At 74.1% G+C, this 14,086-nt stretch carries 11 protein-coding genes; 8 read left to right on the top strand and 3 right to left on the bottom strand.

Annotation, left to right across the window (positions count from 1 at the left end; genetic code table 11):
• Positions 1-88: 88 nt before the first annotated feature.
• Positions 89-1,153: an iron ABC transporter substrate-binding protein gene (locus WBG99_RS22830; RefSeq protein ID WP_338898098.1), complete on the bottom strand. Its 1,065-nt coding sequence runs from the start codon at positions 1,151-1,153 to the stop codon at positions 89-91.
• Between the two features lie 274 nt (positions 1,154-1,427).
• Between WBG99_RS22830 and WBG99_RS22825 the strand changes: the two genes are divergently transcribed.
• Complete coding sequence (locus WBG99_RS22825; protein WP_338898097.1) at positions 1,428-4,199, top strand: AMP-binding protein; 2,772 nt, start codon at positions 1,428-1,430, stop codon at positions 4,197-4,199.
• A 1-nt stretch (position 4,200) separates the two neighbouring features.
• Positions 4,201-4,416, top strand: a complete 216-nt coding sequence (locus WBG99_RS22820; protein WP_338898096.1) for a hypothetical protein — start codon at positions 4,201-4,203, stop codon at positions 4,414-4,416.
• Between the two features lie 32 nt (positions 4,417-4,448).
• Here the strand turns inward: WBG99_RS22820 and WBG99_RS22815 are convergent, their stop codons facing one another.
• The gene (locus WBG99_RS22815) at positions 4,449-5,321 is read right to left on the bottom strand and encodes a fused MFS/spermidine synthase (protein WP_338898095.1); all 873 of its coding nucleotides are present in this window, start codon (positions 5,319-5,321) and stop codon (positions 4,449-4,451) included.
• Between the two features lie 399 nt (positions 5,322-5,720).
• Between WBG99_RS22815 and WBG99_RS22810 the strand changes: the two genes are divergently transcribed.
• Positions 5,721-7,229, top strand: a complete 1,509-nt coding sequence (locus WBG99_RS22810) for a hypothetical protein (RefSeq protein WP_338898094.1) — start codon at positions 5,721-5,723, stop codon at positions 7,227-7,229.
• Between the two features lie 270 nt (positions 7,230-7,499).
• Here the strand turns inward: WBG99_RS22810 and WBG99_RS22805 are convergent, their stop codons facing one another.
• On the bottom strand, positions 7,500-8,096 hold the full coding sequence (locus WBG99_RS22805; RefSeq protein WP_338898093.1) for a histidine phosphatase family protein: 597 nt from the start codon (positions 8,094-8,096) through the stop codon (positions 7,500-7,502).
• 191 nt (positions 8,097-8,287) lie between these two features.
• Here WBG99_RS22805 and WBG99_RS22800 point away from each other — a divergent pair, with 191 nt between their 5' ends.
• From WBG99_RS22800 to WBG99_RS22780, 5 genes are all read left to right on the top strand, one after another.
• The gene (locus WBG99_RS22800; protein WP_338898092.1) at positions 8,288-9,391 is read left to right on the top strand and encodes a phosphatase PAP2 family protein; all 1,104 of its coding nucleotides are present in this window, start codon (positions 8,288-8,290) and stop codon (positions 9,389-9,391) included.
• Entirely contained in the window at positions 9,342-10,517 is a 1,176-nt protein-coding gene (locus WBG99_RS22795) for a hypothetical protein (protein ID WP_338898091.1), read from the top strand. The genes WBG99_RS22800 and WBG99_RS22795 overlap by 50 nt, the downstream gene beginning before the upstream one ends.
• Positions 10,508-12,103: a hypothetical protein gene (locus tag WBG99_RS22790; protein ID WP_338898090.1), complete on the top strand. Its 1,596-nt coding sequence runs from the start codon at positions 10,508-10,510 to the stop codon at positions 12,101-12,103. The genes WBG99_RS22795 and WBG99_RS22790 overlap by 10 nt, the downstream gene beginning before the upstream one ends.
• Complete coding sequence (locus WBG99_RS22785; RefSeq protein ID WP_338898089.1) at positions 12,100-13,443, top strand: AAA family ATPase; 1,344 nt, start codon at positions 12,100-12,102, stop codon at positions 13,441-13,443. The genes WBG99_RS22790 and WBG99_RS22785 overlap by 4 nt, the downstream gene beginning before the upstream one ends.
• A gap of 205 nt (positions 13,444-13,648) precedes the next feature.
• On the top strand, positions 13,649-14,011 hold the full coding sequence (locus WBG99_RS22780) for a hypothetical protein (RefSeq protein ID WP_338898088.1): 363 nt from the start codon (positions 13,649-13,651) through the stop codon (positions 14,009-14,011).
• Positions 14,012-14,086: the final 75 nt, after the last annotated feature.

The following is a 14,086-nucleotide window of genomic DNA, read 5'->3' as shown; positions in this document are numbered from 1 at the left end:
GCCTGCGGTCTTTCCCGCCGCCGCCCTCCCCGCGCCCCGCCGGGTTTGTCGCCGGGCGCGGGGTGGCTTCGGTTGTACTCACGGCCGGTCAGACCAGCCCGACGTCCTGGAGCATGGCCAGCGTCTCCTGGAGGGACTCCAGCTTGCCGAGGTCGATGTCGGGCGATTCGAGCGACTCCAGCGGCGGCAGCCCCTCGACGGTGCTGGTGACGCCCGCGGCCAGCGGATACTCCTTCGTCCTGTCCGCGAAGTAGGTCTGCGCCTCCTCGGACAGCAGGTAGTCCACGGCCTTCCGCGCGGTCGCGCTCTGCTCGCCGTTGTCGGCGAGGACGCCGGCGCCGGCCACGTTGATCAGCGCGCCGGGGTCCTTGCCGGGCAGGAAGTGCAGCCTGGCGTCGACCTCGTCCTCGCCCTTCTCGGCGACCCGCTCGTACCAGTAGTAGTGGTTGACGAGGCCCAGGGAGACCTCGCCGGCCTCCACGGCGTCGAGGGTGGCGAGGTTGTTGGCGTAGGTCTTGGCGCCGTTGGCCTTCAGGTCCTCCAGCCACTTCCGCGTGGCGTCGTCGCCCTCCAGGACACGCATGCCGGTGACGAAGGCCTGGAAGGAGGCGTTGGTGGGCGCGAAGCCGACCTTGTCCTTCCACTCGGGCTCCACCACGTCGTGGACGCTGTCCGGGACCTCGTCCGCGGCCACCTCGTCCGGGTTGTACGCGATGACGCGGACGCGCCCCGACAGACCCACCCAGTCGCCCTCGCCGCTCCGGTAGGCCTGGTCGACCTTGTCGAGGGTGGCCTGCGGCAGCTTCGCCAGCATGCCCTCCTTGGAGAGCGCGCCGAGCGCCCCGGCGTCCTGGGAGAAGAACAGCCCGGCCTTGGTGCGGTCGCCCTCCTCCAGGATCTGCGCGGCGAGTTCGGCGCTGTCGCCGTAGCGCACCTCGACATCGGCGCCGACGGCCTTCTCCAGCTTGTCCAGGATCGGCTTGACCAGCTTCTCGTTGCGGCCGGAGTAGATGACGAGGGCGGCGTCACCGCCGTCCCCCGAGCCACTGGCGTCGGTGTCGGTGTCGTCGCCGGAGCCGCACGCGGCGAGGGCGGGGAGCAGCAGACCGGCCGCGAGGAGCGCGGTGATCCGGCCAGCCAGAGGGCGTCGCATGTGGGTGCCTTTCCTGCGTGGCTCGCCGCCACGCCGCAGGTCGCGTCGTCGATCGGCGAGTGGCGAAGTGACGCTTTTTAGCCAACTATGAACATGCTATGAATAAGGTAAAGCTTGCCTAAGCGTCAAGGGGGCCGTGCTACCCGCGGACGCTGTCCCGGAAAGGCCGCGCCCTGTGATCCACCCTTCCGGCCCCGTCCGGGCCCCGTCCGCCGCCCCGGCTCCCCGCCCCGCCCCGGTCCCGTTCCCGAGGCAGCCCGTACGACCGCACGCGGTGCCCTTCGCACGCGAACTCGCGGCGCACGGCGACCGTGTCGCCCTCCAGACCCCCGCGGGTGAGGTCACCTACCGCGCCCTCGCCGAGCGCGTCGCCGCCACCGCCGAGCGACTCGGGCCCGTACGGCGGCTGGTGCTGCTGGCCGGGGCCAACCGGGCGGACGTGCTGGTCACTTACCTGGCCGCCCTCTCCGCCGGCCACCCCGTGCTGCTCGTCCCCGGCGACAGCGACGACAGCATCGCCTCCCTCACGGCCGCCTACGCCCCGGACGTGGTGGCCCGCCCGGACACCGACGGCACCTGCACCCTCGACGAGCGCCACCCCGGGACCGCCCACACCCTCCACCCGGACCTCGCCCTGCTGCTGAGCACCTCCGGCTCGACGGGCTCCCCCAAACTCGTACGGCTCTCGCACGAGAACCTCCAGGCCAACGCCGAGTCCATCGCCGGCTACCTCGGCATCACCGACACCGACCGGGCGGCCACCAGCCTGCCGATGCACTACTGCTACGGCCTGTCCGTCATCCACAGCCACCTGCTGCGCGGCGCCGGACTGCTCCTCACCGAGCGGTCGGTCGCGGACGACGCCTTCTGGACCGAGTTCCGCGCCGCCCGCGCCACTTCGCTCGCCGGCGTTCCGTACACCTTCGACCTGCTCGACCGGGTCGGCTTCGACCGGATGGAACTGCCGCGGCTGCGCCGGGTCACCCAGGCCGGGGGCCGGCTCGCGCCCGAACGCGTCGCCCGTTACGCCGAGTCGGGGCGGCGCTCCGGCTGGGACCTGTTCGTCATGTACGGCCAGACCGAGGCGACGGCCCGCATGGCCTACCTCCCGCCCCACCTCGCCACCAGCCGGCCGGAGGCCGTCGGAATCCCGGTCCCCGGCGGCTCCTTCCGCCTGCGCCCGCTCGACGGCGACGCGGACGGGGGTGACGTGAGGGGGGCCGGGCACGGCCCGGACGTGGGCGAGCTGGTGTACTCGGGCCCCAACGTGATGCTCGGCTACGCCGAGAGCCCCGCCGACCTCGCCCTCGGCCGCACCATCACCGAACTGCGCACCGGCGACCTGGCCCGCCAGGCCCCCGACGGCCTCTACGAGATCGTCGGCCGCCGCAGCCGCTTCGCGAAGATCCTCGGTCTGCGCATCGACCCCCAGCGCGTCGAGGCGGCTCTGGAACGGCACGGCGTGAAGGCGTACTGCACCGGCGACGGCGAGGAGTTGGCGATCACCGCCACCGGCACCACCGCCGACGAGCCCCGCCTGCGGCGGCTCGCGGCGAAGTCCTGCGGTCTCCCGCCCCGAGCGGTCCGCCTCCGCGCCCTCCCCGAAGCCCGTCTCCCCCGCCTGAGCACCGGCAAGCCGGACTACGCGGCGGTACGCCGCCTGACGCGCCCGCCCGCGCCGGCCTCCGCGGCGGTTTCCACGACGGCGACAGCGCCGGATTCCGCGACGGCACCGGCGCGCCCCACGGACAGCGGGCGCGTTGCGAGCGACGTGCACTCCACGCGTACCGGGAGCCCCACGACCGGTGGGCGCGTCACGGCCGACGGGAGCCACACCGGCGACGGAAGCACCGCCGACGGGCATTCCACGGACGACGGCCACCCCACCGCCGACGGGCGCACGACCCACAGCAGGCCCCCCGGGGACGACCTGCGCGCCCTCTACGCCGAGATCCTCGACCGCACCGACGTCACCGAGGACAGCACCTTCGTCGGCCTCGGCGGCGACTCCCTCTGCTACGTCGAGATGTCCCTCCGCCTGGAGCAGGCACTCGGCGCCCTCCCACCCGACTGGCACACCCGCCGGATCCGCGACCTGCGCCCGCCGGCGGCCTCCACCTCGACGACGGCCGGGGAACAGCCGCCTCCCGCTCCCGCCCGGACCCGCCGCACCCTGGAAACCGGCATCGCCCTGCGCGCCGTCGGCATCGTCCTGATCGTCGGCTCCCACATCCAGCTCTTCGCTCTCCAGGGCGCCGCCCACGTCCTCATCGGCGTCGCGGGCTACAACTTCGCCCGCTTCCACCTCACCGACGCCGAACACCGCGAGCGCGTACGGCACTTGTGGCGCAGCATCGCCCGGATCGCCGTACCGAGCGCGGTGTGGATCACCGGCGCGGTCGTCATGACCGGTCTCTACGACCCCGCCAACGCCCTCCTCCTCAACAGCCTCGTCGACCAGGGCACCGAACGCCACGAGTGGCACTACTGGTTCATCGAGGCGCTGCTCTACTTCCTGGTCGCCCTGGCCGTGTTGACGGCCTTCCCCCTGCTGGACCGCCTGGAGCGCCGACACCCGTTCGGCGTACCCCTCGCCCTGCTGGCCGTCGGCCTCCTCGGCCGCTACGACCTGCCAGGCCTGGCCCCCGCCCGCTTCCACCTCGGACCCACGGTGGTCTTCTGGCTCTTCGCCCTGGGCTGGGCAGCCGCCCGCGCGACCACGGCCCGGCAACGCCTGCTGCTCACGGCGACCCTCCTGCTCACCACCCCCGGCCTCTTCTCACCGGACCAACACCTGCGCACGGCCCTGGTGATCGCCGGCCTGACCCTGCTGGTCTGGGTCCCCACCCTCCCCAGCCTCGGCCCCCTCAACCGCCTCGCCGGCCTCCTCGCCGGCAGTTCGCTCTACATCTACCTGACCCACTTCCAGGTCTACCCCCACCTCCAGCACGACTTCCCCACCCTCGCCCTCCTCGCCTCCCTCGCGGTGGGCATCGGCTACGCGGCGGTGGCGACGCGGGCGATGCGGGCGGTGCGACGGCTTTGAGTTGACGCTCGAAGGCGCCGACCACGACCACCTGAAGGCCGAGATCAACCCGGCGGGTCCGCGCCGCCGCACCGCCCCCCGGTGCCCCCTCCGTGCGGTCGCCCGCCCGTCCTCACCGGCCGGTCGGATCCACATCCGCACCCCGGTGCCGCCCGGCATCGACGACCCGAGGCGTACGTCACCGCCGGTCGACCCGGCGAGCCGGCGGAACTCGTGACGGTGACCGCCCGACCGCCGCCCGCCCGGGGGTCAGTGGAACGCCGAGGGCGGCGGCGCGGGTGAGGCCACCGCCGCCGCGTCCGCGACCGGCGCCGCGCCGCCCGTGAAGTCGGTGAGCGCCCTGCCGTCCTCGACGCGGCCGGGGTGCGGGTCGGAGGCGGCGCGGCGGGTCAGTTCGGCGACGGGCAGCGGCCGGTCGGAGGCGACGAGGACCGCGTTGCCGAATCGCCTGCCCCGCAGCACGGTCGGGTCGGCGACCAGCGCCAGCTCCGGGAAGACGACGGCGGCGGTGGCGATCTGGCCGCGCAGATGGGCGAGCGGCGGGCCGTCGGCGAGGTTGGCGGCGTAGAGTCCGCCGGGCTTCACCACCCGCCGTACGTCCGTGAGGAACTCCGTCGACGTCAGGTGCGCCGGGGTGCGCGCCGCACTGAACACGTCCGCGACCACCAGGTCCGCCCACCCGTCCGGCACCTTGGCCAGGCCCTCGCGCGCGTCCGTCGACCGCACGCGTATCCGCGCGTTCGGGTCCAACGGCAGCTCTCGCCGGACCAGTTGGACGAGCGCGGCGTCCCGTTCGACGACCTGCTGGGTGGACCGGGGCCGCGTGGCGGCGACGTACCGGGCGAGGGTGAACGCGCCACCGCCGAGGTGCACGGCGTGCACGGGCCGGCCGGGCGGGGCGACGAGGTCGACGACATGCCCGAGCCTGCGCTGGTACTCGAAGGAGAGATACGCCGGATCATCGAGGTCGACATGCGACTGCGGCGCCCCGTCGACGAGCAGGGTCCACGCCCGCGCCCGGTCCCGGTCCGGCACCAGCTCCGCGAGCCCGCCGTCGACCGCCTCGACCATGGCGTCGGCCCCCTGCCCCCGCCGCCCCTGCCCCTTCTTCGACCTGCCCATTCAGCCATTATCGGGTGCGGGGGCACGCCGGGCGCCAAGGGCGCCCTGAAGGGGCGCGGGGAACCGCGCGATCCACCACGACGAACCCGCAGCCGCCGAAGCACCACAACCCTCCGGCGACCGGGCCCGCACACCGGCCCATCCCACCCCCCGGGCCGAACTCCACTTCGCCCAACGCGCCGGTGTGTCAACGGCTACGGCGAAACCGCGCCGCAAAGGATGGCGGTTCATGGCAGATCAAGGATGAGATATCCGGTTTGTAGCCAAACCTCGCGTGGGGGCACCGACGGGGCGGGTACGTTCTTGCCCCGCCGGACACAGGGGATCCAACCGTGCAGCACGCACACGAGTCCTCCTGAATCCGGCACGGTCCGACGGTTCGCGAGAGAGGGCCCGGCCATGGCGTCGTCATCGGTGACCTCATCCCAGTCCCCCCGTCCGCAGCGGCCGAACCTCGCCTTCCGGCAGCTGCGCGGGAAGCGCTCACCCGGCGAGTTCGCCGCCGCGGTACGGCGGGCCGCGCGGGAGATCGGCGAGCGGGTGAGCTGTGACGCGCGGTACGTCGGGCGGGTCGAGGCGGGCGAGATCCGCTGCCCCAACTACGCGTACGAACGGGTGTTCCTGCATATGTTCCCCGGCCGGACCCTGACCGACCTGGGGTTCGCGCCCCGCGCGGAGGTACGTGGCCGGAGGGCGCGTCCCGCCGAGGAGGCGCCCTCCTCTCACGACAAGAGCCGCTCGCACTCCTCGCACGGGACGAGGGGTGGGACGCAGGGGGCGTACGAGCGGTATGACACTCAAGAGACGTACGACACGCAGGACCCGCGAGGCGGCACGGACCGCGTGCCCGGCCGGCCGGGCACGCGGCACACGTACCAGAACCACGAGGAGAGCGACGTGCAACGTCGCGCGTTCATGACCGGAGGTACCGCCGCGGTGGCGGCCTCGCTCGGCCCGTTCGCCCTGGCGGGCACGGCCTCGGCCTCGGGCCGTACCGTCCACCGCGCGGGCACGGGGGAGGCGGGGGCCCTCGAAGCGGCCGTACGCAGGATCCGGCTGCTCGACGACCGGCACGGCGCGGACGGGCTGTACCGCAGGGCCTCGGCGCCGCTGCGGGCGGCGTACGCGCTGCTCGACGCGGGCGCCACCCGGCAGTCCACCTCCGACCGCCTGTACGCGGGCGCGGGGGAGCTGGCCGTCTCCGTGGGCTGGCTGGCCCATGACTCGGGGCGGTTCGACGACGCCCGCTCGCACTACGCGGAGGCGCTGGCCACGGCCCGGACGTCGGCGGACCCGGGCCTGGAGGCGCACGCGTTCTGCAACACGGCCTTCCTCGCGCGCGACGCGGGCCGGCCGCGCGAGGCGGTACGGGCCGCGCAGGCGGCCCAGCGGGTCGCCCGGCCGCTGGGCTCGCCACGGCTGATGTCCCTGCTGGCCCTGCGGGAGGCGGGCGGCTGGGCGGGGCTCGCCGACCGCACCGGCTGCGAGCAGGCGCTCGCCCGCGCGCAGGCCCTGTACGCGCGCGGGGCCCGCGACGCGGACCCCGAGTGGATGAGCTTCTACGGGGAGGCCGAACTGGAGGGCCTGGAGGCGCAGTGCTGGTCCACGCTGGGCGACTGGCCCCGCGCGGCCCGGCACGCCCGCCGCGCGGCCGGTCTCCAGAATCCGCACTTCACCCGCAACATCGCGCTCTACACCGCCGAGCTCGCCGACGACCTCGCGCGCGGGGGGCGCCCCGACGAGGCCACGGCGGCCGGCACGCGGGTCCTCGACCTCCTCGACGAGGTCCAGTCCTCCCGTGTCCAGCAGATGCTCGCCGGGACCGCGCGCGTGCTGCTGCCGCACCGGCGGGCTTCGGGGGTGTCGGCGTTCCTGGAGCGGCACGCGGGGGCCACGCGGTCGGCATAGCGGCTCGCCACAGCCGCTGACACCCGTCCCGGCCGCGGGCAGTCGTGCCACCGGGGCGGCACAGGACTTTCAGAACGGCCTCCAGGGCGTGCTTCGAAAGTGGCGTCGTCCGCCCGGGGCGGGGCTCGCGGCGTCCCGTGCGGTGCGTCGCACGGCGGAGGGGCGCCCGCGTCCCGGGCGCGTACGCGGGCGGTCCCGACCACTCCGGCGCGGTGCCGTGCCAGACGCCGCGAGCCGGACGGGACCTTCGAAGCACGCCCGACAGAACGCCTAGCCCGCCAAGTGCCCCGTGTCGTTCCAGGACTCGATCGCCGGCTCACCGTAGGCCCAGCCGAGGACCGACAGGGACGTCGGGCTGAGGCGGACGCGGGCGGCGAAGTCGAGGCCGAGGCCCAGCCAGCGCGCGGCTATGGACCGCAGGATGTGGCCGTGGGCGAAGACGAGCACATCGCGGTCCCCGCCCCGCGCCCACGCGACCACCTCGTCCGCGCGCGCGGAGAGCTGCTCAAGGGTCTCCCCGTCGGGGACGCCGTCGCGCCACATGAGCCAGCCGGGCCGGAAGGCCTGGATCTCGGCGGGGGTGAGCCCTTCGTACGCGCCGTAGTCCACCTCCATGAGCGTGTCCCACGCGGTGGCCCGCTCCCCGAAGCCGGCCAGTTCACAGGTCTCACGCGCGCGCCTGAGCGGACTCGTCCGGACGTCGACACCGGACAACCCGTCCAGGGGCGCCCGGTGCAGGCGCTCCCCGAGGAGCTTGGCGCCGCGCCTGCCCTCGTCGAGAAGGGGGATGTCGGTCCTGCCGGTGTGCTTCCCGAGCAGGGACCATTCCGTCTGTCCGTGCCGGGCCAGCAGAATGCGCGGTGCCATGGGAAGCCTTTCCGGATCACCTTCTGGGAGAAGGGAGAATTGCGAGGCGGATGTGTCCATCATCGCTCACGCTGTGGGAGGGCAACCCGAGAGGCGATCTCTGCGTCTTGGACAGCGTCCCGCACAAGGGCCACACCTGAGCGACACACAGTTGAACACCGACACACGCGGAGACGGGGGAGGACGTTCGGATGCCGCAGACCGAGGCGACCGAAGCACCGGCTACCAGAGACACCGGCGCACCGGTTACCGAGGCGGCGCCGAGCACCCGGCTCCGCTGGTGGGCCGAGCTGCCGCTGGTCCTGCTGGTGTACGGGGCGTACTCGGCCGGGCGGCTGCTCGCCCGCGGTGACACCTCCGGCGCCGTCGATCACGGCCTGGCGATCCTGCGGATCGAGAAGGCCCTCTGGCTCAACGCCGAGCACCCGCTGAACCGCCTGTTCACCCGTGAGCCCTGGATCGGCGTCCCCGCCGACTTCTGGTACGCGTCGCTGCACTACCTGGTCACACCGGTGCTCCTGGTGTGGCTCTTCAGGTCGCACACCGTGCGCTACCGCGCGGCCCGCACCTGGCTGATGACCTCCACCTTCATCGGCCTGATCGGCTTCACCCTCCTCCCCACCTGCCCGCCCCGCCTGCTCGACCCGTCGCACGGATTCGTCGACACCATGGCCCACTACAGCTCGTGGGGCTGGTGGGGCGGCGAGGCCAGCGCACCCCGGGGCCTGGGCGGCATGACGAACCAGTACGCGGCGATGCCGAGCCTGCACGTGGGCTGGGCACTGTGGTGCGGTGTGATCCTGTGGCGCTTCGGCGGCGGCTCACGCCTCGTGAGGACGGCGGCCGTCGCGTATCCGCTGATCACCACGGTCGTGGTGATGGGCACCGCCAACCACTACTTCCTCGACGCGGTCGCGGGCGCCGCGGTGATGGGCGCGGGCCTGCTGCTGACACCGCCGGTGCTGCGGATCGTGGACCGGTGCCGGTTCGCACCCGGCCTCGCGACGGCGGCCGAAGGCCGGTTCGACGGCGGTGCCGGTGACAGGGTCGACGGCGGTGGGCGGGCGGCCGTCGAGGGGTGGGAGCGGGGGCGCGTCAAGGGGTGGGAGCGGGGGCGCGTCGAGGAGCCCGTCACTTCCGGCGCGGTCGCCTCACGCGGCTCGGTTTCCCCCGTTGTCGGTGGCGGATGCCAGACTTCCCCGGGTGAGCGAATTCCACGGCAGCGGATCATCGAACCCGAGCCGGGTGCCAGCCCCTCGGACGCGGGGGACGGCGCTCCGGCAGCGGCTCGCTGAGCTGCGCGGACCCGAGGTCCCACCCAAGGCGCTGGACGCGCGCGCCCTGGCCGCGCTCGCGGCCAACCCGGGCTGCGAGCGCCGCGCGCTGCTGGACGGCGCGGGTGTGAACAAGGCGGTACTGGCGGACGCCCTCGGCTCGCCCTCCGCCTTCGGCCAGTCCCAGTTCGCCTTCATGCGGGGCAACGCCTTCGAGGCCCGGGTCAAGGCGGACGGCGGCGCGGTGCTGCTGCGGCTGGCGCACGAGAGACTGGACCCCGGCGCCGAGCCGCCGGTCGCGGCCTCGGTCCCCGACCTCGCCGCCGTCGGCCCCGAGGGCCGCGCCGCCCGTACGGCGCTGGCGCTGCGCGAGGCCACGGACGCCGGCGGCTGGGCACTGCTCGACCACCCCATGCTCGCGCTCGACGTCGCGGGCTCCCCCGCCTTCCTGGAGCCGGACGCGGTGGTGGTCCACCCGGACGGCACCTGGTCGGTCGTCGAGATCAAGTCCTTCCCGATGCTGGACGGTTCCGCGGACCCGGCGAAGGTGGGCGCGGCGGCCCGCCAGTCCGCGGTCTACGTACTGGCGCTGGAGGAGGTCGCCGCCCGGATCACCCCCGTCCCCGAGGTCCGCCACCGGGTGTTGCTGGTCTGCCCCAAGGACTTCACCAACCTGCCGACGGCCGCCGCGCTGGACGTCCGCAAGCAGCGGGCGGTCACCCGCCGCCAGTTGGCCCGGCTGACGCGCATCGAGGAGATCGCGGACGCCCTCCCCGAGAACGCCTGTTTCGCCCCCGCCCTCCCCCAGGAGGAGCTGACGACCGCCGTCGAGGCGCTGCCCGCCAGCTACGCCCCGGAGTGCCTCGCCGCCTGCGAGCTGGCCTTCCACTGCCGGGCCCGCTCCCGCACGGAGGGCGCGGTGACGTCCCTGGGCCGGGCCACCCGGGCGGAGCTGGGCGGCCTCACGACGGTCGACGACGTCCTGGCGGCGGCTCACGGCAGGGCCGGCGACCCGGACGACCCCGCCGTGGCTGCGCTGCGCAGGGCGGCGGAGCTGCGGGCGGAGGCGCTGGGAGTCTCCGTCGAGCGCCGGAAGACCACGGCCGTGCTGCCCGGTTCGGTCCCGGAGGGGGCTCCGTGTCGCTGATCGCCACCCTCGCCCGCCTCGAAGCCGTCAGCACGGGCCGCGCCCAGCCCGCCGCCACCGTCCGCCACCGGCATCTCTCGGACCGCCCGCTGGTCTTCGTGCCGCTCACCACCGCCGGTGAGGCCGGCGCCCCGCTCGGCGCTCTCGTCGGCACCGAGCGGGACGCCCCCCGGCTGCTGGTGGTGCCACAGCCCCGGGACCGCGACCTGCGGTTCGCGTTCCTGGCCGAGCTGGCGGACATCGTCCTGCCGTACATCGACGCCCACGCCGACGTCGTGGAGGCGGCCGAGCGCAACGAAACCGACCCGGAGACCGGCAAGCGCACCAAGGTCGAGGTCGAACTGTGCGCGGACGCCCCGCAGTTGATCGTGCCGAGCCGGACGGGCATCGACTTCGTACGGCTCCTCGGCCGGTCCATGCGGTTCAGACGCACCGCCGAGCAGGACCCGGAGGCGCCCCACCCGGCGCCGCCGCGCGTGCCGTTGCTCGGGCGGTGGCTCACCCACTTCGGGGAGCGCGCGCGGGTGCCGGGCTCCTCCCTGCTGCTCGCGCTCACCGACCTGTTGTCGCGGCACTGGGCGACCGGACAGTCCGGGGTGGAGGACCAGCACCTGGGGTCGCTGCTCGCCTGGATCGACCCCCCGCAGGGGCAACGGGGCGAGGCGGCGGCGCGGCGGGCCGAGCTGGCGCGGGACGCCGAGGGCCAGCTGCTGTGCCCGCCCTCCGGGCCCGCGACCGACCCGGCGTTCGACAACGAGCTGCTGGCCCCGGCCGTCGAGCGGTACGACCGGGCACGGCTCGCCCTGGCCGCCGCCGAGGACGGCCTGGAGGCCGACGACCGGTTCGGTGCGCTGACCGCCGCCGAGCGGGAGATCCGCGCCCTCGTCGAGAGCCGCACCCGGCCCACCTGGGACGCCGTCTGGCACGGCCTCGATCTGCTGCGCGCCCTGCCGGAGGGCGCCCACGCGGCCGACCGGTGGACCCGCGACCGCTGGTCCTTCACCGGCCACCGGGACCGGATCGTCGCCGGGGAGCCCCCGCAGCCCCGGCTCGACGACGCGGTCACCGCCGCGAACAAACTGGCCGCGCGGGAGCGCGAACAGGCCCGGCTCGACGCCCAGGAAGCCCTCGACGACCCGCTCGTCATGGCCGGGCGACGGCTGGCCGGGGAGGCGTTCGCCGGTGAGGTCACGGATGTCGTCATGGCGTACCGCGAGGGCAAGCGGCCCAGCCCACGGCCGCTGGTCACCGTACGGACGCGGGACCGGCCGCATCTCGGGGAGCGCGCGAAGGTGTACCGCTCGCTGGGCGGGAAGCCGCAGACGGCGGAGTTCGTGGGGTACGAGGAGGAGGAAGGCCTCCTCGTGCTGCGGATCATGGACAAGATGGGGCGGGGCAAAGAGCCGGAGGCGGGATCCGTGCCCGAGAAGGGCGATCTGCTCTGCTTCACACTCTTCGAGCACGACCAGCGGGGCGGCGCCAAGCTGCCGGACCCCGAGGAGACCCCGTGGACGCACGGCGGGCCACCGGGTGAACCCGACGCCGTACCACCACCGGACCCGGTGACCGAGGAGGACGTCCTGTGACCCCCGCCGAGGCCGTGCTCGACCCCGGGGCCGCCGCCGGTCGCGCCACCGACGCGATCCTGCGCGACACCCTGCACGGCGAGGCGCGCGGCGTCGTCGTCGACTCGCCGCCCGGCGCCGGGAAGTCGACCCTCGTCGTCCGTGCCGCGCTCGAACTCGCCTCCGCCGGGCACCCGCTGATGGTCATCGCGCAGACGAACGCGCAGGTCGACGACCTGGTGATCCGCCTCGCGGAGAAGGACCCCGACCTCCCGGTCGGCCGGCTGCACAGCAGCGACACCGACCCGTACGACAAGGCGCTGGACGACCTGGCGAACGTACGGAAGTCGACGAAGGCGGCCGATCTCGCGGGCCTCGACGTCGTGATCTCCACGGCCGCGAAGTGGGCGCACGTCAAGGGGGTCGAACCGTGGCGGCACGCGATCGTCGACGAGGCGTACCAGATGCGGTCGGACGCGCTGCTGGCCGTGGCGGGGCTGTTCGAGCGGGCGCTGTTCGTGGGCGACCCCGGGCAACTGGACCCGTTCGCGATCGTGGGCAGCGAGCAGTGGGCCGGGCTGTCGTACGACCCGTCGGCCTCGGCGGTGACGACGCTGCTCGCCCACAACCCCGAGCTGCCCCAGCACCGGCTGCCGGTGTCGTGGCGGCTCCCGGCGTCCGCCGCGCCCCTGGTCTCCGACGCGTTCTATCCGTTCACCCCGTTCCGCAGCGGGACGGGGCACGGGGACCGGCGGCTCGCCTTCGCGGTGCCGTCGGACGGTTCGGCCCCCGACCGGGTCATCGACGAGGCGGCCGAGTCGGGGTGGGGTCTGCTGGAGCTGCCGGCCCGGCACACACCCCGCACCGACCCCGAGGCGGTACGGGCCGTCGCGCGGGTCGTACGGCGGCTCCTCGACCGGGGTGGCGCGGCGACCTCGGAGCGGTCCGAGGACCCCGTGCCGCTGACCGCCGACCGGATCGCGGTCGGCACGGCCCACCGGGACCAGGCCGCCGCCGTGCGCTCCGCGCTGGCCGAACTGGGGGTCGCGGACGTGGTCGTGGACACGGCGAACCGGCTCCAGGGGCGGGAGTACGACGTCACGGTCGTCCTGCACCCGCTGTCCGGGCGCCCCGACGCGACGGCGTTCCACCTGGAGACCGGGCGCCTGTGCGTCCTCGCCTCCCGGCACCGGCACGCCTGCGTCGTGGTCTGCCGGGCGGGCGTGACCGACCTCCTCGACGACCATCCGTCCACCGAGCCGGTCCAGCTCGGGGTGACCGTGAAGTTCCCGGACGGCTGGGAGGCGATGATGACCACGTACGACCATCTGTCCGACCACCGGGTGTCATGGCGGCCGTAGCGCAGCGAAGCCCTTTCCGCGAACTTCTCCGCCAACTGACGATCTTGACCGGAGCCATACGCCCGCGACCAACTGCGGGTCCGTTCATGGGGCGCTCGGCGGGCTCGATGCCCACTTGCGCGGTCACGCGACAATGGACGGTGGCCCTCCTTCCGGGACGTCCCCGGGACCGGCCCACTGAACCGTCGTACGAGGAGGACAAGACATGGCGGAGCCCACGCCGCGTCGGCACGAACCGCGGCTACGCCCCGCGCCCCTGCTCTTCGAGCCGGCCGAGGCGGCCGGCGATCCCGAGCACTTCTTCGATCTGGAGTCGATCGACGATCCGCGGGCGTTGCTGTCGCGGTCGACGGAGTTGGCGCAGGCGTTCCGGGCGGCGGCGGACCGGGCCGTGGAGTTCCAGGCGATCGCGGCGGCGCAGCTCGCCGATCCCCGGCGGTTCGATCGGTTGACCTCGGCGGACATCGCGGAGCGGGCCGAGTGGACCGAGGACTACGCGAAGAGGATGGTCGAGTTCGGGCGGGATCTGATGCGGGGACGGGACGTGAGCGGTCCGGAGTCCATCTGAGCGGGGGTCCGGCGGCTGGGGCCTCGCATGACCCGGCGCGGTAGCTGAACTCGGGGCGGGTTCACTCACCGGCGC

It is taken from the genome of Streptomyces sp. TG1A-60 (assembly GCF_037201975.1).
Classification (GTDB): Bacteria; Actinomycetota; Actinomycetes; order Streptomycetales; family Streptomycetaceae; genus Streptomyces.
This window is presented reverse-complemented; position numbering and strand designations above follow the sequence as displayed.